17 protein-coding genes are annotated in these 16,661 nt (G+C 59.1%); 2 read left to right on the top strand and 15 right to left on the bottom strand.

Annotation, left to right across the window (positions count from 1 at the left end; genetic code table 11):
• Positions 1–42: 42 nt before the first annotated feature.
• From ACR0FG_RS15690 to ACR0FG_RS15620, 15 genes are all read right to left on the bottom strand, one after another.
• Positions 43–738: an RraA family protein gene (locus tag ACR0FG_RS15690; RefSeq protein ID WP_480893965.1), complete on the bottom strand. Its 696-nt coding sequence runs from the start codon at positions 736–738 to the stop codon at positions 43–45.
• Positions 735–1,430, bottom strand: coding sequence for an alpha/beta fold hydrolase (locus ACR0FG_RS15685; RefSeq protein ID WP_480893964.1), 696 nt, complete (start codon positions 1,428–1,430; stop codon positions 735–737). The genes ACR0FG_RS15690 and ACR0FG_RS15685 overlap by 4 nt, the downstream gene beginning before the upstream one ends.
• Complete coding sequence (locus tag ACR0FG_RS15680) at positions 1,427–2,551, bottom strand: cobalamin-independent methionine synthase II family protein (protein WP_480893963.1); 1,125 nt, start codon at positions 2,549–2,551, stop codon at positions 1,427–1,429. Before ACR0FG_RS15680 ends, ACR0FG_RS15685 begins: the two co-directional genes overlap by 4 nt.
• A 10-nt stretch (positions 2,552–2,561) precedes the next feature.
• Positions 2,562–3,164: a class I SAM-dependent DNA methyltransferase gene (locus tag ACR0FG_RS15675; protein ID WP_480893962.1), complete on the bottom strand. Its 603-nt coding sequence runs from the start codon at positions 3,162–3,164 to the stop codon at positions 2,562–2,564.
• Positions 3,161–4,120: a cupin domain-containing protein gene (locus tag ACR0FG_RS15670; protein WP_480893961.1), complete on the bottom strand. Its 960-nt coding sequence runs from the start codon at positions 4,118–4,120 to the stop codon at positions 3,161–3,163. The genes ACR0FG_RS15675 and ACR0FG_RS15670 overlap by 4 nt, the downstream gene beginning before the upstream one ends.
• Positions 4,121–4,264: 144 nt before the next feature.
• A complete protein-coding gene (locus tag ACR0FG_RS15665) occupies positions 4,265–5,254 on the bottom strand; it encodes a nuclear transport factor 2 family protein (RefSeq protein WP_480893960.1) in 990 nt (329 codons plus the stop codon).
• Positions 5,251–6,294: a LacI family DNA-binding transcriptional regulator gene (locus tag ACR0FG_RS15660; RefSeq protein ID WP_480893959.1), complete on the bottom strand. Its 1,044-nt coding sequence runs from the start codon at positions 6,292–6,294 to the stop codon at positions 5,251–5,253. The genes ACR0FG_RS15665 and ACR0FG_RS15660 overlap by 4 nt, the downstream gene beginning before the upstream one ends.
• Positions 6,294–7,058 carry an SDR family oxidoreductase gene (locus tag ACR0FG_RS15655; RefSeq protein ID WP_170712087.1) on the bottom strand — a complete coding sequence of 255 codons (765 nt, stop codon included), beginning with the start codon at positions 7,056–7,058 and terminating at the stop codon, positions 6,294–6,296. The genes ACR0FG_RS15660 and ACR0FG_RS15655 overlap by 1 nt, the downstream gene beginning before the upstream one ends.
• Positions 7,058–8,113, bottom strand: coding sequence for an ester cyclase (locus tag ACR0FG_RS15650; RefSeq protein ID WP_480893958.1), 1,056 nt, complete (start codon positions 8,111–8,113; stop codon positions 7,058–7,060). The genes ACR0FG_RS15655 and ACR0FG_RS15650 overlap by 1 nt, the downstream gene beginning before the upstream one ends.
• 48 nt (positions 8,114–8,161) lie before the next feature.
• On the bottom strand, positions 8,162–9,493 hold the full coding sequence (gene hisD / locus ACR0FG_RS15645; RefSeq protein ID WP_480893957.1) for a histidinol dehydrogenase: 1,332 nt from the start codon (positions 9,491–9,493) through the stop codon (positions 8,162–8,164).
• 11 nt (positions 9,494–9,504) lie between these two features.
• Complete coding sequence (locus ACR0FG_RS15640; protein ID WP_480893956.1) at positions 9,505–10,035, bottom strand: ester cyclase; 531 nt, start codon at positions 10,033–10,035, stop codon at positions 9,505–9,507.
• Between the two features lie 4 nt (positions 10,036–10,039).
• On the bottom strand, positions 10,040–11,194 hold the full coding sequence (locus ACR0FG_RS15635) for a carbohydrate ABC transporter permease (RefSeq protein WP_480893955.1): 1,155 nt from the start codon (positions 11,192–11,194) through the stop codon (positions 10,040–10,042).
• Position 11,195: 1 nt separating this feature from the next.
• Entirely contained in the window at positions 11,196–12,218 is a 1,023-nt protein-coding gene (locus ACR0FG_RS15630; RefSeq protein ID WP_480893954.1) for a carbohydrate ABC transporter permease, read from the bottom strand.
• A 67-nt stretch (positions 12,219–12,285) separates the two neighbouring features.
• Positions 12,286–13,497 (bottom strand): ABC transporter substrate-binding protein, encoded by a 1,212-nt coding sequence (locus ACR0FG_RS15625; protein WP_480893953.1) that lies wholly within the window; start codon positions 13,495–13,497, stop codon positions 12,286–12,288.
• A 75-nt stretch (positions 13,498–13,572) separates the two neighbouring features.
• Positions 13,573–14,619 carry an ABC transporter ATP-binding protein gene (locus ACR0FG_RS15620; RefSeq protein ID WP_480893952.1) on the bottom strand — a complete coding sequence of 349 codons (1,047 nt, stop codon included), beginning with the start codon at positions 14,617–14,619 and terminating at the stop codon, positions 13,573–13,575.
• 153 nt (positions 14,620–14,772) lie between these two features.
• Here ACR0FG_RS15620 and ACR0FG_RS15615 point away from each other — a divergent pair, with 153 nt between their 5' ends.
• Entirely contained in the window at positions 14,773–15,786 is a 1,014-nt protein-coding gene (locus tag ACR0FG_RS15615; protein WP_480893951.1) for an ester cyclase, read from the top strand.
• Positions 15,783–16,661, top strand: a complete 879-nt coding sequence (locus tag ACR0FG_RS15610; protein ID WP_480893950.1) for an amidohydrolase family protein — start codon at positions 15,783–15,785, stop codon at positions 16,659–16,661. The genes ACR0FG_RS15615 and ACR0FG_RS15610 overlap by 4 nt, the downstream gene beginning before the upstream one ends.

The raw sequence follows: 16,661 nt of genomic DNA, 5'->3' as shown, positions 1-16,661 counted from the left end.
GCCTGAACTGCAAGATGTTTCCGGCAAGCCCAAAGGGTTCGGTCAAACCCGGGCTTTTTCGAATGCAGCCCACGCCGCTTCGAACGCTTCAAAGTCAAACCCCGGCTGCTCGGTGGCGTCCAGCACGATGCGTTCAGTCGACAGCAGCTTTTGGATGGCACCCTCAAGCTGGTCCACTACGTCGTTCGGAACGACCAGCGCACCGTGACGGTCAGCGTGTATCAGATCGCCCGGGCATATCGTCAGGCCAAAGACCGAAACGGGGGTATCGACCTCGCGTACGTGAACGAAACCGTGGCTTGGGCCGATGGAACCGGCCACAACCGGGAAGCCCTCGGGCAAGTCGCCAAGATCGCGCATCACCCCGTTGGTTACAACCCCTGACATACCGAATCCCTTGTGGACCGACGTGTTGATTTCACCCCAATATGCACCGATGCAATCGGGGTAATCCACGTCCTCGATCACTGCAACCGAGGGGCCGGGGGCCTCGGCCATGTATTTGTAATAGGCCATGCGCCGCGCCCGGATCACCTCCGCAGGTTCGGTCGGCGGGTTAAGGGCGGCGATTTTGGCCGTGCGGGCATAGCCGACAATAGCAGGCTCATCAGGGGCAGAGCACAGCATGGTGCCCCGGGTGAACTGATCAAAGCCGCGCTTGCCCTGCGCGACTTCGATGGCGTTGCAGACGGTGGGGGTGTCAACCTTGCGCAGCAGCGACAAAAGCGACGGGGTCATGTGTCCTCCAGCCAGCGGATCAAGGCCGCCGTGGTTTCTTGTGGTTGTTCCAGTGTGGGCAGGTGCCCTGCGTCTTCGATGATTGTCAGTACGCTGTCTGGCAGAAGATCGTGCATAAGCTGGTGGCGTTCGACAGGGCAAAGACCGTCGGCACGCCCGCACAGAACCAGCGTCTTACCGGTATAGGCCGACAGGGTCGTGCACTGGTCGGGGCGATCCATCAACGCCCGCGACTGACGCAGAAAGACCTCTGGCCCCAGATCCGTGGCCATAGCCATGCACAGATCCAGGATTGCGCCCTGCCGCGGGCCATCGGCCAGATAGTTGGGCTTCATTTCATCGCGCATCACCTGCCGCAAGCGCCCCTCGCGCACGGCGGCCATCTGCGGGGCGCGGCGCGCTTTGACCTCGGACGCCTCTGCCAGGGGGTTGGTATCCAGCAAGGCCAGTCGCTCCACCCGATCCGGGGCCTGAAGCAACACTTCCATCGCAACAATTCCGCCCATTGACAGCCCGGCCAAAGCGAAGCGCGGTGGCGCATTGTTCAAAATCTCGGCAGCCATTGCGCCAACGCTGTCCTGATGGTTTAGCGGAAAGCTCATCAACGGCACCCTGTTTGACAGTGCGTCGATCTGCGGACCAAAAAGGCGCGCATCGCACATCATGCCGGGCAACAGGATCAAAGGCGTCATGACGCGGCCAGCTTTGCCCCAGCCGACAGCGCCTCCAACTTGGCATAGGCGATCTGCGGATCGACCGCCCCGAAGCCTGCGAAGGTGCCAAAACCGCAATCGCTGCCTGCGATCACCCGATCCGCCCCAACGATGCCCGAGAACCGGTCGATCCGCTGCGCCACAAGCTCGGGGTGTTCGACGAAGTTCGTGGTGGTATCGACAACGCCGGGCACCAGCACCTTGTCGTCGGGTATCTCGTCTTTTCGATCGCGGAACACGGTCCATTCATGCGCGTGTCGCGGGTTCGAGGTTTCAAACAGCACATAGCGCGATTTGGTCGCCATCAGAGTCGAGAACACTTTGTCCATGGGGATGTCGCAACAATGCGGGCCTTCGTAGTTGCCCCAGCAGATATGCACGCGCACACGGTCCTGCGGGACGTTCTGCAGTGCGTGGTTCAGGGCCTCGACATGCATGTTTGCAATCTTCACGAACGCGTCGTCAGACAGATCGGTGAACAACATATGCCGAGACAGAGCGAGATCGGGGCAATCCAATTGCAGGTCCAGACCCGCGGCCACGATTGTTTCGTATTCCTCTTTCATGGCATCGGCCAGCGCAGCAAGATACGCTTCGCGCGTGGGATAGAAGTCATTCTGCAGAAACAGCGAGATCACCCCCGGTGACGCGGCGTTCATAAAACCTCGGTCGACCCCGTGCCGGGTCATCGCTGCCTTGAGATTGGCGATATCCTTCTGCAGCTCGCCTTGTCCTTTTGAACGGACCGCGCCCGTGCACATGGGCCGCGCGTATTGCGGGGTGCCGCCATCATCGGCCAGTCGTTGCAAAAAGCCCGGAAACATCTTCAGGTCCGCAGGCGCATTGCGTGGGCTGTCGCCGGAGAAACCGGTATAGCGGTCCTTGACATAGGTGGCGTAGGAAATCTTCGAAGTCTCGCCATCGCTGACGATATCCACCCCGGCCTCGACCTGTTTGCGCACCGTCTCGGACACCGCCTCGGTCATGCAGGCGTCAAACGCTGCGGCATCGTAAGGCGCGCCGTTTTCGCGGGCAAAGATGAAATCCACCACGTCCTGCGAGCGGGGCAGAGATCCAACATGCGTGGTCTTTACGGTCATCGGTGCCTCCTCAGAGTTTTCGGGCCATCAGGATTGTGTGGCTTTGGGTTTCAGGGTCTTCGGCCAGAAACCCAGTTAATTGCAGCCCGTTCTGTTCAAGGCACGTGGCGTAGCCCGCGGGCGAAAGCGACGCGTGATAGACACGTTCCGATCCCACGGTTCCACTTTCCTCGCCCGCGCGGGGGCCGACGGTCAGCATTAACATTCCACCGCGTCGCAAATGACGGGCAATGCGGGCAATGCAATCCCTTTGCTCGTCTGCCGTCAGATGGAAAAAACTATTCCAGGCAATGATGCCATCGAAGGTTTGATCCAGTTCGAAATCACGCATATCGCCATGCCGCCAATCCCCGTCGGGCCAGCGTGTCCGCGCAATGGCCAGCATCGCCTCGGAGAAATCGACACCCGTGACGTCGAACCCTTCGGCCTTGAACCACCGCGCAATGGGATCACCCGTGCCGCAACCCAGATCCAGAACGTGATCGCCAGGCTTCAGACTCGCGGTGAAGCGCGCCAGCCAGCGCGCCTCGAACAAGGCCTTTGAGCGGCGCTTGTCAAATTCAGTCGCTTGCCGTTCGTAAATGGCATGGGTTTCGTTTGGGTCTGCGGTCATCCTGTCCAGGTCGCTCCGGCGGGGTCATCGGTTGCGGTGATCCGGTACAGACCCGCCTGCCCGGTCATCGAGGGTTGCACGCTATAAGATTCACCGGGCAGAACCAATGCCGTGTCCCCGGCGGACAAGGTAGTTTCATATCCATCAACCGAAATACGCCAATGCCCACTGGCGGGCATCAGAACCACCGGTTTTTCCACCGCCACCGGTTCGGTCACGCAAGACCCCCGCCCAAGGAAATCAACCTCGAACCCCGGTTTGTCTTTGATCAGCGCCTCTTCTCCGATCACCTTCGCCGGTTTGTTGGCAGACAGCGCCATCAAGTCCCAGTAGCGGGCCACGTATTTGCCCACCACATCCTCGACCGGAACCTCGGGATAAGCTTTCAGTTCCTCTTCGGTCAGCAGAGGCATCGGACGTACATTGTGCGGCAAGTCCTTCCCCTTCTTGCTGTCATAAAGCACGCCATTGTCACCCAGCATAAGTCCGTGCGCCTGCGCGTCCTCGATCACCTGCGGAGCCCATGTCACACCGCCACCTGCATCGTCGCCGCCCAGGATCGACATGATCATGCCGTAGTCCTGACCCACATTCTCGAACCCGCGAAAGATACCGGTGGGTATGTTGAAGATATCGCCCTCTTCGGCAATAAATTCGCCCGCATTTCCATGAAGGCCCCAGAAGAACCGCCAGCGGCCCTTGGCGACAAAGAACACCTCGGCCGTGGTATGGCTGTGTAACGAGTTACGACATTTCGGCGGCTGGCCTGCCGCACCGATGTTGAACCCGATCTTGTCAGTGATGTGGACATGCTGATCAGGAGATTCCGATACGCCACCGCCGACAATTGTAAAGTTTTCCTTTTGATCACTGCCGGGCGTGTGGGCATCGATAAAGGCGGTTTTGCAGGGGCGCAGCTCGCCATAGCGGACGATGCGATTCTGGATGGTGCTCATGAATGTCTCCGTTATTCGAATTGGTGCAAACAGGTCAAAAACCCTCAGCACCCGGAGGGTGATTGTTCAGCCGCCTTGCCCGCAACGAAGCCCGGTGGCCGTGAAACCGTCGCGCCCCTTCGCTGCTTGTCAGACCATCGGGCATCAAAGGTCACCGGTAGCCAGCAAAAGCTGCTTCCAAACAGCTGTTTCATCGAACAGGGTCCATTCCCGGCGCAACCGAATATCGCCGCCGATCAGCTCACCCCATTCCGCGTGGCTGATACCCAACACATACAGTTCGGCCCCGGTGGGCACGCCGAATGCGCCCCAACCGTCATGCTTGCCGTGCAGGCTCCACCGGATCGCGGAACGGGGCGGCATGTTCGGGTCATCGCGCCCGATCTGGTGGTGGATGGTAAAACGTGCACTGGGCATCGCTGCGCGCAGTGACATCCAGAAACGGTCGACCGGACCGCGCCCGTGACCGCTGGCCCCGCCGGGATATTCAGTCTGAACCGCACGGTCATAGTCGCGTTCGACCGCACCCATATCCGCGCCCATCATGCGCGTCAGTAGATCGGCATGGCGCTGGCCCCATTCGTTGTCGTTTCCACGCCCTTGATACGGGCCGTCCAGATCGTTGGCCGGGGTCAAAGGTTTGACGCAAGCCTCTGGCCCGCCTTCGCGCGCGATCAGATCACGGGTGAAATCTTTCGGGTCCCACCCCATCTGACGCACAACGGCCCCATTGTCGCGGATCAGCCATTCGTCATCGATAGCATTGTTGCGGGCATGGCAATCGGCCAAAATCCTGTAGCGCAGTTTCGCCCCGGTCGCGGCCCCGAACATGCCATCACCCAGATGGGTGGCGGTCGACATGATCCGGTGGCTCGACAGCATCCCATCCTCGGGCGTGCCGGACCAGATCACATCTTCTCCCAACAGGGTCCGGTCTGGAAACTCGGCCAAAGTGGCCATTGTCGCCCCGATCACCCCCTGATTGCCGGTCGAGACGGCACCGGGCATCCGCACCACGATATCCAGGGCATAATAGTCATGCAGGGTCGCGATCCCGCGATCCTCCCAAATCTCTTTGGTGATGCCGATGATATAGTCGGGAAAATCCCGGAACTTGGGGTCAAAACCCTTCATGTTCTTGTCCTTTGTGGGGTCCAGCCTTTTGGCAGCCGGGCTGAGGTGCGCACGACCAGAGGGCCATCAATAGCCACCTTGCTAGGCTCAATTTCCTGCGGCTTCTGAATATGGTCCAACAGGGCCGAAACGGTTTCGGCCACCATCAGATTCGCCCGTTGCCGGATTGTGGTGAGGTTATAGGCGGGCCAGCCCGCAGGCGGCACATCATCGTAACCGATGACCGAAACATCTTCGGGAATGCGCAGGCCCAGCTCAAAGCGGATTACATCCATCACCGCAAAGGCCATGTGATCATTGGCGACAAATACGGCATCAGGACGGTCCGTCGGGTCAACGTCAAACATCTGCCGCGCTGCGGTTTTTGCCGTTTCGGTGTGGAACATCCCGTCCTGTAGCGCAAACACCTCTTGACCCGCTTCGGACATGGCGGCCCGAAACCCCGCCTCGCGATCGCGCTGGGTCGAGGCGCCCTGCCAGCCCGAGATATAGGCGATCCGGCCATGCCCACCTGCCAGCAGAAACTCGGCCACTTTGCGGCCACCGGCGTAGTTGTCCGAGGTAACCGTTGTGATCCCCTCGATATCCTGGCTGCGATTGAATAGTACCACCGGCACCCCGGCCTGTTGGCAGCGCATTGCAATATCCGAGGACATTGGTACCGAAGCCAGCACAACGCCGTCGACCTGATAGTCGAGGATTTCCTCCATCACATCGTCGATATTCCCCGCAGACCGCGAGGCCATGAAGATCAAAACGTGATAGCCATGTTCCTGCAGACCGTTTGACAGCTTTTCCAGCGCTTCGGGATAAAAGTAGTTGTCCAGATAGCCCACCACCAAACCGATGATGCGGCTTTTGCCTGACACCATGGCACGGGCCAGAACGTTCGGACGATAGCCCAGTTCCTTGGCGGCCTTGCGGACCTTTTCTTCGGTCTTCTTGCTGACCGAGGCACCAGGCGTGAAAACCCGGCTAACGGCGGATTGGCTGACCCCCGCCAGTTGCGCGACTTGCAGCGATGTGACTTTCTCGGCCATCAGTCCGCAGTCCACCCCCCGTCAATCAGCATCGAGGTTCCCGTCACCAACGCCGAGGCGTCCGAGGCCAGATAGGTGACCGCGCCCATGATATCCTCGACCTCGCCCACCCGGTCCAGCTTGATCTTGTCCATGATCCAGGCCGCGCGCTCGGGATTGTCAAAGGTCGATTGTGTCAGCGGCGTGCGGATGAAGGTCGGACAGACCGTGTTGATACGCACGCCCTGCTTGCCCCATTCGATGGCCATGGCTTTCACCATGCCTTCCAGCCCGTGTTTCGTCGCGCAATAAAGCGCCCGGTCAATGCCGCCGACATGACCCATCTGGCTTGAGATATGGATGATCGATCCCCGCTTGCCCGCCGCGATCAGTGCACGGCCTGCATAGGCTGACAAGAAGTAGGCCGACCGCAGATTAACGTTAGTTACCGCATCGAAATCCTCGGGTGTGGTCTCGATAGCCGGGCCATGCCGCGCCATTCCTGCAGAGTTTACCACCACGTCGAACACACGCCCATCAAACAGACCGCGCAAAGCATCCAGATCGCCTTGATCGACCACTGCGGCCTCAGCCGACCAACCCTGCGCCTGCAACGCCGCAACAGTTTCGGTCAGCCTCTCGGCCCCCCGCGCTACACAAACCACATGCGCCCCGGCTTCGGCAAGCGCAACCGCGCAGCCCTGCCCGATCCCCGAAGAGGCTCCGGTTACAAGTGCCGTTTTTCCAGTCAGCGAAAACGAAGGGGTGCGGGGCAGATCACTCATCAATTCATTCCATTGGGTATGTCGATACGCCCCATGTTACGGGCCTTGTTGAATTCGCGCAGCCGGGCAAAAACGTCAACGCCAAGCTGAAGATAGGCATCCAACAGATCGACCAGAACCCAGTTTTCGCGGATTTTACCCTTTTCGACGCGCCAGAAATCAAGGCTACGCATGGTGATCCGCTTTCCCGACGGTGCAATTCCCATCCACCCGTCATGGGTCACGGTCTGGATCATGTTGGGCCAACCTGTGACGGCCGCATAATCACCATCGCCAAAGAAATGATAGGTAATGTCATCCACATACTGCCCACGATCCGGCATCCCGGATAGAAACGGGATCTGATGCCAGTTGCGAAACCCGGCAATGCCGCGCCCGGTGCCAATCCCCGACGGGCCGTACCAGTTCATGCGGGGATGCCAGAATCGCTCCATCTCCATCACATCCGGGCCACCCTCTAAGGGATGTTTCTTGAGATACTCCAACATTTCAATGATATGCTGACAGGTCGCCTGTCCCTTGCCGGCATCATACGGTCCCGGCACCAGCCCATCCTGCGTCGCGGGCCCCGGCACATGCCATTCGCGACCAAGACTGGGGGCCATCGGCCAGGCACCTGCCTGCATCATCACCTCGGGAATGTCCCAAAGCGCCTGCACCTCAACCACCTTGCCCTCTTCAAAGCGATAGAATTCGTGGAACCGCATCGTAACCTGATGGCCGGTTGGCGGGATATCCAGCCACGATCCCGTGAAAGTGCCAGTGTAGTAACCGCCGCAACCGACCCAATCGCCCCCGTGTTCATCCGGGCCAGCCATGACGATATATTCGCGCCGCTCCAGATCAGGCCAGGCCGCCAGCAGGTCTTTGTATGCCCTGTCATAATAGGCCGCGCTGCCTGCACTGTCGCCCAGTGGATGACATAGCCGGAAAACCGCGTCTGGGGCGCTTAACTCCGCCAGCACCCCGCGCACAGCCTGTTCATTGAAATCGTACATCGCTGCCCGAAGCGGCGCGATCAGGGCCTTGTTCTGGCTGTGCCGATCCAACTTCATCTTTTCCCAAACACTCCGGGGGAGGCCGCAGGCCGGGGGCAGAGCCCCCTATTCCGCAGCGTCCCGGTAAGGCGCACCCTGCCCGTAAGGTACATTGATCCCTCCATAGCGGCGCACACGGACATTGCACTGCTCCGCATGGCCCACAAACCCTTCCAGCATACACAGGCGCGAGCCATATTCACCAATCAGCGTCGCCGCCTCATCGGTCAGAACCTTCTGATAGCTGTGCGTTTTCAGGTATTTGCCAACCCACAGCCCACCTGTGTACCGTCCCGCCTTTTTGGTGGGCAGCGTATGGTTGGTGCCGATCACCTTGTCCCCGTTCGAAACATTGGTGCGCGGCCCAAGGAACAGCGCGCCATAGCAGGTCATGTTCTCAAGGAACCAGTCATCGCGGTCGGTCATGACCTGCACATGCTCGGAGGCGATGTCGTCGGCCACCTTCAGCATCTCGTCATAAGTATCGCAGACGATCACTTCACCATATTCTTCCCATGACACCTTCGCGGTTCCCGCAGTCGGCAGGATGCCCAGTAGACGGTCAATTTCCGACAGTGTCTCTTCGGCCAGTTTGCGAGAATTGGTCAGCAGCACGCAGGGGCTGTTATAGCCATGTTCGGCCTGACCCAGCAGATCGGTGGCGCACAGCTCAGCATCGGCGGCGGTTTCATCGGCGATTACCATCGTCTCGGTCGGCCCGGCAAACAGATCGATGCCGACCCGGCCAAAGAGCTGCCGCTTGGCCTCGGCCACAAAGGCGTTGCCCGGACCGACCAGCATATGAACCGGATCAATGGTCTCGGTCCCCAGCGCCATCGCGCCGATGGCCTGAATGCCGCCCATCACATAGATCTCATGCGCCCCGCCCAGATGCATGGCGGCAATGACCGCCGGGTTGGGCTTTCCCTGAAACGGCGGCGTACAGGCAATAATGCGCGGCACGCCTGCGACCGAAGCCGTCGCCACGGACATATGCGCCGAGGCCACCATGGGGAATTTACCTCCGGGCACATAACAGCCCACTGACTGCACTGGGATGTTCTTGTGGCCAAGGATCACACCCGGCAAGGTTTCGACCTCAATATCCAGCATCGAGTCGCGTTGCGCCTGCGCAAAATTCCGAACCTGTGCCTGAGCGAACTTGATGTCGGCCAGTTCCCGATCAGTCAGTTGCCCCATCAATTCGTCAATGTGCTCTTGCGACAGGCGGAACGAGGCGGGTGAATAGTTGTCGAACTTCTCGCTCAGCTCGCGCACGGCGGTGTCACCACGGATTTCGATGTCTTTCAGCGTGGCCTCGACCACGGCGCGGGTCTTGGCGTCATCTTCGGCCCGGTCAGCGTCGGATTTGCCGCGTTTGAGATACTCGATTGCCATAATCCTGATCCTTACTTGTCGGGGCGGGGCGCGGTTTTCTCACCCCGGTCATAGGCTTCCCAGCCCTCACCGTTGAACAGGTCGACGCCCAGCTGGGCCGCGACATGGGCGAAATCCACATTCACCCAATTGTCGATGATTTTGCCGTCGACGACTTTCCAGAAATCCATGTACCGGATTTCAACCCGCTTGCCGGTGGGCGCGATGCCCAGAAACTCGCCGGAATGGGTGGCCTCCTGCCGGCCGAAGGCGGCGGCCCATTCGCCCATGTAAAGGCGTGCTTCATCAATGCAGGTTTTGTCGGAAAACGCGGCCTGAAACGGGCGTTGCCAGTTGTCCTGAAACTCTTTCAGGCCGGTCTTGGTGCCGCAGCCCTGATTGCCCATCCAGCGAAAGCCCTGCGAGAAGAACTCGCCAATATCGTCAATACGGTGGTCATTCAGACCATCGACCATGGTCTCGATAACGCGGCGTGTTTCATCCGTTTTGGACATGTCCGTATCTCGGGTCAGAACGGCTTGTTCCGGGCGGGAACCCTTCATTTCTTTATCCTTTTACTGCGCCTGCGGTCAGGCCGCTGACGATTTGACGTTGGAAGATCATCACAAGGAAGAACAGCGGGGCGATGATCGACACCGCAGCGGCCACAGCGACGACCTGATCTGTCGTGGTTGTTTCGCGGTTGAACATGCCCGCAATGGCAGGGACCATCGTCTGGTTCTGCGCATCCAGCAGCAGCGAGGTCACAAGAAAGTCGTTATAGGCCAGCAGGAAGCTGAACAGCCCGGTCGTAATCACCCCCGGCCACATCACAGGCATGATCACGCGGCGGAAGGCCTGAAAGTGGTTACAGCCATCGACCCGTGCGGCCTCGTCCAGTTCAGCTGGGATGTTCTGGAAGAACGAGCGTAGCATCCAGATCGTGAACGGCTGGTTGATCGCAACCAGCACCGCGATCACGGCAAAAGGCTTGCCATAGAGCGTCGGTGCGTTCTCACCCAGAATAGGCGCCAGCCATTCGGCCGAGTTGATGAAGACTGGCAGATAGCCCGCCACCAGAACCGAATGCGGCAATGCGCGGAAGATCAGCGCGATCAGCAATATCCAGAAGGCCAGCGTCGAGCCTGACCGTGCCAGCCCATAACCCGCCAACGTTCCCACGGTCAGCGATACGGTCACCACCCCGGCGGTCACAATCAGCGAGTTCTTGAAGTTGTTTGAAAAACCCCGGTCAACCCAGACAGTTTTGTAGTGTTCAGTCGTCATGCCCAACACATCGCGACCCAGGGGACCGAACAGCGGGTTCAGGATGTTCAGAACCGCAGGCAGGACCACAAAGAACACCAGAAGGAAGGCGATCAGCGCGACCAGTACTCCGACCACCCAACCGAACCATTCCTGGCCCGGTGACGTGTATTCTTTGATCTTCGCGGGCAGCACTTTGGTGACGACCATGGCAGCGCCCCAGATCACTGCGATGCCAAGGACAATATCCAGAACCGACAACCCACTCCCCGTGGCCAGTGTCGCGGGGCCAAAGATCACGTTTAAGGCGTTGCTGTCATAGGCATCCACGGGGGATTTGACGCTCATGATCGCGATCCAGACTATCGGGAAGGCGGCCACAAGGCACCAGAACGCCAGGAAGATATTCGAGGTCAGCCGCAGGCTGAGCGGTTGGCGAAGCGCGCGCGAGGACATATCAGTGGCCTCCTTTATGGTCGCGCCAAGTGCGGCGCAGCGGCAGGATCAGCAGAAGGACGATCCCGATCATGGTCAGCATCGCGCTGGCCGAGGCCCGGCTGATCGACCGGTTGCCCGCCTGATCCGGAACAAGGAAGTCAAAGGTCAGCCATTGCAGCGAGATGACATAAGCCTGGCTTGAGAAACCGACGATCTCTTCGAACACCCGGTAGGCGTCCATCAGGTGGATCATCGAGACAAAAATGATCAGCGGCATCAGATGCGGAATGACGATGTATTTCATGCGCTGCCAACGAGTCGCCCCATCGATCACGGCGCTTTCCAGACTGTCCTGATTGACGGTCTGAAGCCCGGCATAGAACACCACGGCCGCAAACGGGGCCACGTGCCAGACGCGGTAGAACATCATCAGTATTTCTATCGTCCACGCCTGCGCAAACAGCGCGATGTCTCGGTTCAACCACCACTCCAGCAGCGCCGTCAGGATGCCATCCCCACGAAATAGCCAGTTGATCGACAGCGCGCCAATCACCGGTGTGATGATAAAGGGCAGCAGCGAGATAAAGATCACTGGCCCGCGGATCGACCGCGCGGCGTTGTTGATCAGAACCGCGATGCCCAACCCGAACCCGATGACCAGCGGGAGCGTGATCAGCGTGAATGTCAGCGTGAACCGCAGCGCCTTCCAGAAGTTGATGGTGGACAACACCGACCAGTTGCCCTCGGTAATCGCGCGCCACGCACGTTCCGGCTCCAGAACGTTGCGATAGCTTTGCAGGCCGACATATTCGGTCTGGGTAATCACCTCGCCATGCTCATCCAGCTTGGGCTGCGATTTTAGCTCGGTCACGCAGGTCTGGGTCAGGAAGCCGGGGGTACAGGTTTCGACCTCGACCGTCTCATAAATGGGTTGGGTGATGTAAAAGCTCTGCTTGAACACGCTGACCAACGGGAACGCGATAAAGAGAAGCATCATAAAGACAGAGGGGCCAACAAAGGCGGCAAATGTCCTGAAATTCATGGCTCTGCCTTTCTCATGGTTCTCGGGTGGGGAGTTAGGGAGGGCACGGGGCCCTCCCCAGGGAGGATCAGTTGCTGATCAGACCGGCCTCTTTCGCGGCGGTGATGTAATCCGCCTCGATATCGGCCAGCGTGGTCTGCGCATCCTTTGCGCCGGTCAGGTAGTCGGCCAGACCGTTTCCGAGCGAGGTGTGCATGATGCCCATCGGACCAGACGCAGGATACGGTTTGGCACCCCCCTCGGCCGAGGCCGCAGCGCCCGCAGCCAGCTCACCCGGTGTGTACGCCGTGCTCAGCCAGACAGCGGTATCATTGTTGGCGCCAACCATCTCGGCATCGATGCCTTCCATCACCAGACGGAAGGCCGCGTCGGCTTCTTCATCGCTCATGTTCGAGGCCAGAACGATGCCGTCCCACCAAACGGTCGTGGCCGGAACCGAGGATCCCATTGGCGCTGAGGCCATAGTGACCTTGCCGACAACCTGGCTTTCGGCCTCATCATTCATCGCAGCGGCCCGGCTGGCCCACAAGTTGGCCATGGCAATCTTGCCCTGTTGGAATTGCTGCTGGACATAGGTGGAGTCCGAAACCAGATATTCCGGGTCCATATAGTCCGTCATCGCTTTCAGTGTCTCCAGCGCAGCTACGCCTTGCGCGTTGTTGATTGCGGGCATATTGCCCTCACCGAAGAACGTGCCACCTTCACCAAGATACATGTTGACGAATTCCTGGCCGAGGTTCCAACCTGTCTTAAATGTACCTCCGATCGGATAGTCCATGACACCGGCTTCTTTGATCTTAGCCGCTGCGTCGATAACGTCGCCGTAGGTCTTGGGCTCATCAATGCCCAGATCAGCCAGTACATCGTTGCGATACATCAGGTGCTGCGCATTGACCATGAAAGCAATCGCTACTGTCTTGCCGTCGACTTTGATCAGCTGGTTCGGCAGCAGGTTCTGGCCGTATTTTGCGACCAGATCATCCAGTGGACGGATCGTGCCTGCGTTCAGCAAAGGAACCAGGGTCGCGTTGGACACACCGCCAATTTGATAGAGCGACGGGTCGGCCGCAAAAGCTTCGGGCTGCTTCTCGCGGAATTCCTGGTCCAGCGAGGCGCTGAAATTGCCGCATTCGGCCATCGCGTCCGTCACCGCTTTCCAGGCTTCGAACCCTGCCGACAGCGATTTCAACGGCACTTCGTTTTCATAGGAACAGGCTGCCGATGCACCGCTTGCCGCGATGGCCATGGCCCCTGCCATTAGGATCGTCTTGAGTTTCATGCGTTTCTCCCTGTCAGGATGGGTCCGTCGTCGACGCCCGGACCGCTGTTATGCCCTTATGGGCTGTTGTGGGGGTTACTCCCCGATCCGCGCACCGCTTCCAGCTTCGAAGAGGTGACAGATTTCTGTTGGCACCGAGAACGAGACATCATCCCCGATCTCGGCGCGAAAAGCTTTGTCGGCCTTGACCGACACCAAGGCACCACCGACGCGAACCGAGATCATGGTTGCGTCACCCAGCAGTTCCAGCGTGTAGATCGGCGCGGTGATCTGGCCTGCACCTTCGGCAAGGCTGGCATCTTCGGCCCTGAAGCCCAGCGTCATCGGACCGTCCGGGGCATCGACCGGAATTTCGACATGCTCGGCGCGGAACACACCGCCCGACACCTCACCATCCATCAGGTTCATAGCGGGCGAGCCGATAAAGCTGGCGACAAACGTGTTCGCCGGACGGTCATAGATCTCGGTCGGGCTGCCGACCTGCTGCACCACGCCCTGCTTCATGACCACAACACGATCAGCCAACGTCATCGCCTCGATCTGGTCATGGGTTACATAGATCGTCGTTACTGCCAGTTCGTGGCTCAGGTTCTTGATCTGCGCCCGTGTGGAAACGCGCAGCTTGGCATCGAGGTTCGACAACGGTTCGTCCATCAGGAACACGTTTGGCTCGCGCACGATGGCGCGGGCCAGTGCCACGCGCTGCCGCTGACCGCCAGACAGCTCGGCCGGTTTGCGGTGCAGGAAATCATCCAGCTCCACCATCGCACTGGCGCGGCGCACCTTGTCGTCATGGGTCGCCGGATCGATCCCGCGCACTTTCAGCGGAAAGCGAATGTTCTCGTAAACGTTCATGTTGGGGTAAAGCGCATAGCTCTGAAACACCATCGCCACGTCGCGGTCTTTGGGTTCCAGATCATTCACCACGTTGCCGTCGATCAGGATGTCGCCCTCGGTCACATCCTCCAGCCCTGCGATCATCCGCATCGTGGTGGTCTTGCCACAACCCGACGGACCCAGCAGAACCAAAAACTCGCGATCGGCGATCGTCAGGTCAAAGTTATGAACCCCCACAAACGAGCCCCAGCGCTTGCCGACATTGCGCAATTGAATTTCCGCCATTGTGCCCCCCGGAAGGATTCGTTTTGCATACGTTTGCAAAAACTGTAATCGCGGTGCATCATTTCTGGCAAGACTTTTTTGCATACGTATGCAAAACTAGCCGGAACAGGCGACCCACTGCGGGCGCGCGCATCCCATAAAGAACTGATAAAAATGATAGATACTGTAAGCTACCAATCACAGAAAGCCCTCGTCTCCCGGTTTCAGACCGCACTCGAGTCGACCCATGCGCAGGAAATTCCTTCGATACTGGATCAATTCTGTACCCCCGACTTACTATGGCGCGGCTTTCATCCGTTCGATCAGATCGTCGGCTCGCAAGAGGTCGCGCGACGGTTCTGGCAACCCCTTAAGCAAAGCCTGGCGCGACTTCAGAACCGGGTCGATATCCTGTTTGCAGGTCAGAACTCTCTGCACGAGGCAGACGACGTTTGGGTCGTGTCCATGGGGCACCTGATCGGGTTGTTCGATCAGCCGTGGCTGGGTATCCGACCAACCGGCAAGATGGCGTTCCTGCGCTATTGTGCGTTTTATAAGGTCATCGGTGACAAGATCGCTGAAACCGCCATGTTCTTTGATATTCCGCATCTGATGGCGCAGGCAGGGCAAAACCCGTTTCCGCCCCAAACCGCAGCCCATCTGGTGCAACCCGGACCGCAAACCCATGACGGCTTGCTATGGGGCGATCAACCAGCTGGTGAAGGGGCTAAAACGCTCGCGCTTATCAACGCCATGATCTCGGATCTTGGGCAATGGAACAGTGGCCTGGCGCTTGAGGATGAACTGTCCCGAACATGGCATGACGACATGATCTGGTGGGGGCCCGAGGGGATCGGCGCGACCTACACGATAGAACGCTACGCCAAACAACACTCGGGCCCTTTCCGCGCGTCCTTTACCGACAGATCGAACACCCGCCATATCTGCCGATTGGCAGAGGGGTATTACGGTGGCTTCTTTGGCTGGCCCAATTTTACGGCGGTGCCATCCGGCGGGTTCATGGGAATGCCTGCAACCGGCACACCCGGAGAGTTCAGGGTAATCGATATCTATCGCCGCGCAGGCGACAAACTGGCCGAGAATTGGATCTTCATTGATCTTCTGCATTTCTGGAAACAGCAGGGTGTCGACATTCTGGGCCGCACGACAGGGATTGAAACGCCATGAAGATCGACGCGCATCATCACCTATGGGATCTGAATGCGGTAGAATATCCGTGGCTGATGGAGAAAGGCGCGGTGCGGTTCTTTGGCGACCCGACCCCGATCCAACGCAACTATCTCTTGCCAGAGTTTCGCGCAGATGCCTCGGCGCAGGGCTTTTCCGCTTCGGTTCATATTCAAGTGGGCGCCGCTGATCCCTGGGCTGAGGCACAATGGGTGCAGTCCGTGGCCGACCAAAATCCCGGCTGGCCGTTGGTTCAGGTCGTTTATTGCGATCTGACAGCGGACGATCTGGAAACCCAGCTAGACCGCTTTCAATCCCTGACCTCGGTCCGGGGTGTGCGCCAGATCATCGGGCGCGCCCCCGGCGAAGATGCCAAAACCGGCACCAATGCACTGCTTGAAGACCCGGCCTTTCTGGCCGGTCTCAGGCTTCTGGCCAAGCGTGGCCTGTCCTTTGACCTACAACTTTTGCCCGAACTGATGGAGCAAACCGCAAAAGTCCTGTCGCAGGCCCCAGACACACCGGTTGCCCTGTGCCACGCAGGCTCGCCACATGACCGCAGCACCGAAGGCTTGGCGAGATGGAAATGGTCGCTCCGCTCATTGTCCGCTCTGCCTCAGGTTCATTGCAAACTGTCGGGCCTTGGCATGTTCGATCACGGATGGGACGCAAACAGCGTCGCGCCCATCGTCTCGGCCTGCTTGTCGCAATTCGGGGCCGACCGCTGCATGTTCGGTTCGAACTTTCCGGTCGATAGCCTGTCGTCCACCTACCAAGACCTCATGAACCGGTATCGCACACTTGTTCCGAACGAAGATCTGCCCGAGGTGTTTGGCAGGTCTGCAGAACGATTTTACCGGATCAAGAGGGCATAG

The organism is Ruegeria sp. E1, assembly GCF_056534225.1.
Note: the sequence above shows the minus strand (reverse complement) of the source record. Positions and strands in the feature narration are given on the sequence as shown.

Bases quoted from the DNA above. Each gene is read 5' to 3' on its own strand.
- ACR0FG_RS15650 (WP_480893958.1), bottom strand. From the start codon at position 8,113: ATGAAGTTGGATCGGCACAGCCAGAACAAGGCCCTGATCGCGCCGCTT.
- ACR0FG_RS15615 (WP_480893951.1), top strand. From the start codon at position 14,773: ATGATAGATACTGTAAGCTACCAATCACAGAAAGCCCTCGTCTCCCGG.
- ACR0FG_RS15640 (WP_480893956.1), bottom strand. From the start codon at position 10,035: ATGAAGGGTTCCCGCCCGGAACAAGCCGTTCTGACCCGAGATACGGAC.
- ACR0FG_RS15675 (WP_480893962.1), bottom strand. From the start codon at position 3,164: ATGACCGCAGACCCAAACGAAACCCATGCCATTTACGAACGGCAAGCG.
- ACR0FG_RS15635 (WP_480893955.1), bottom strand. From the start codon at position 11,194: ATGTCCTCGCGCGCGCTTCGCCAACCGCTCAGCCTGCGGCTGACCTCG.
- ACR0FG_RS15630 (WP_480893954.1), bottom strand. From the start codon at position 12,218: ATGAATTTCAGGACATTTGCCGCCTTTGTTGGCCCCTCTGTCTTTATG.
- ACR0FG_RS15665 (WP_480893960.1), bottom strand. From the start codon at position 5,254: ATGAAGGGTTTTGACCCCAAGTTCCGGGATTTTCCCGACTATATCATC.
- ACR0FG_RS15625 (WP_480893953.1), bottom strand. From the start codon at position 13,497: ATGAAACTCAAGACGATCCTAATGGCAGGGGCCATGGCCATCGCGGCA.
- ACR0FG_RS15610 (WP_480893950.1), top strand. From the start codon at position 15,783: ATGAAGATCGACGCGCATCATCACCTATGGGATCTGAATGCGGTAGAA.
- ACR0FG_RS15620 (WP_480893952.1), bottom strand. From the start codon at position 14,619: ATGGCGGAAATTCAATTGCGCAATGTCGGCAAGCGCTGGGGCTCGTTT.
- ACR0FG_RS15670 (WP_480893961.1), bottom strand. From the start codon at position 4,120: ATGAGCACCATCCAGAATCGCATCGTCCGCTATGGCGAGCTGCGCCCC.
- ACR0FG_RS15690 (WP_480893965.1), bottom strand. From the start codon at position 738: ATGACCCCGTCGCTTTTGTCGCTGCTGCGCAAGGTTGACACCCCCACC.
- ACR0FG_RS15660 (WP_480893959.1), bottom strand. From the start codon at position 6,294: ATGGCCGAGAAAGTCACATCGCTGCAAGTCGCGCAACTGGCGGGGGTC.
- ACR0FG_RS15685 (WP_480893964.1), bottom strand. From the start codon at position 1,430: ATGACGCCTTTGATCCTGTTGCCCGGCATGATGTGCGATGCGCGCCTT.
- ACR0FG_RS15680 (WP_480893963.1), bottom strand. From the start codon at position 2,551: ATGACCGTAAAGACCACGCATGTTGGATCTCTGCCCCGCTCGCAGGAC.
- ACR0FG_RS15655 (WP_170712087.1), bottom strand. From the start codon at position 7,058: ATGAGTGATCTGCCCCGCACCCCTTCGTTTTCGCTGACTGGAAAAACG.
- hisD (WP_480893957.1), bottom strand. From the start codon at position 9,493: ATGGCAATCGAGTATCTCAAACGCGGCAAATCCGACGCTGACCGGGCC.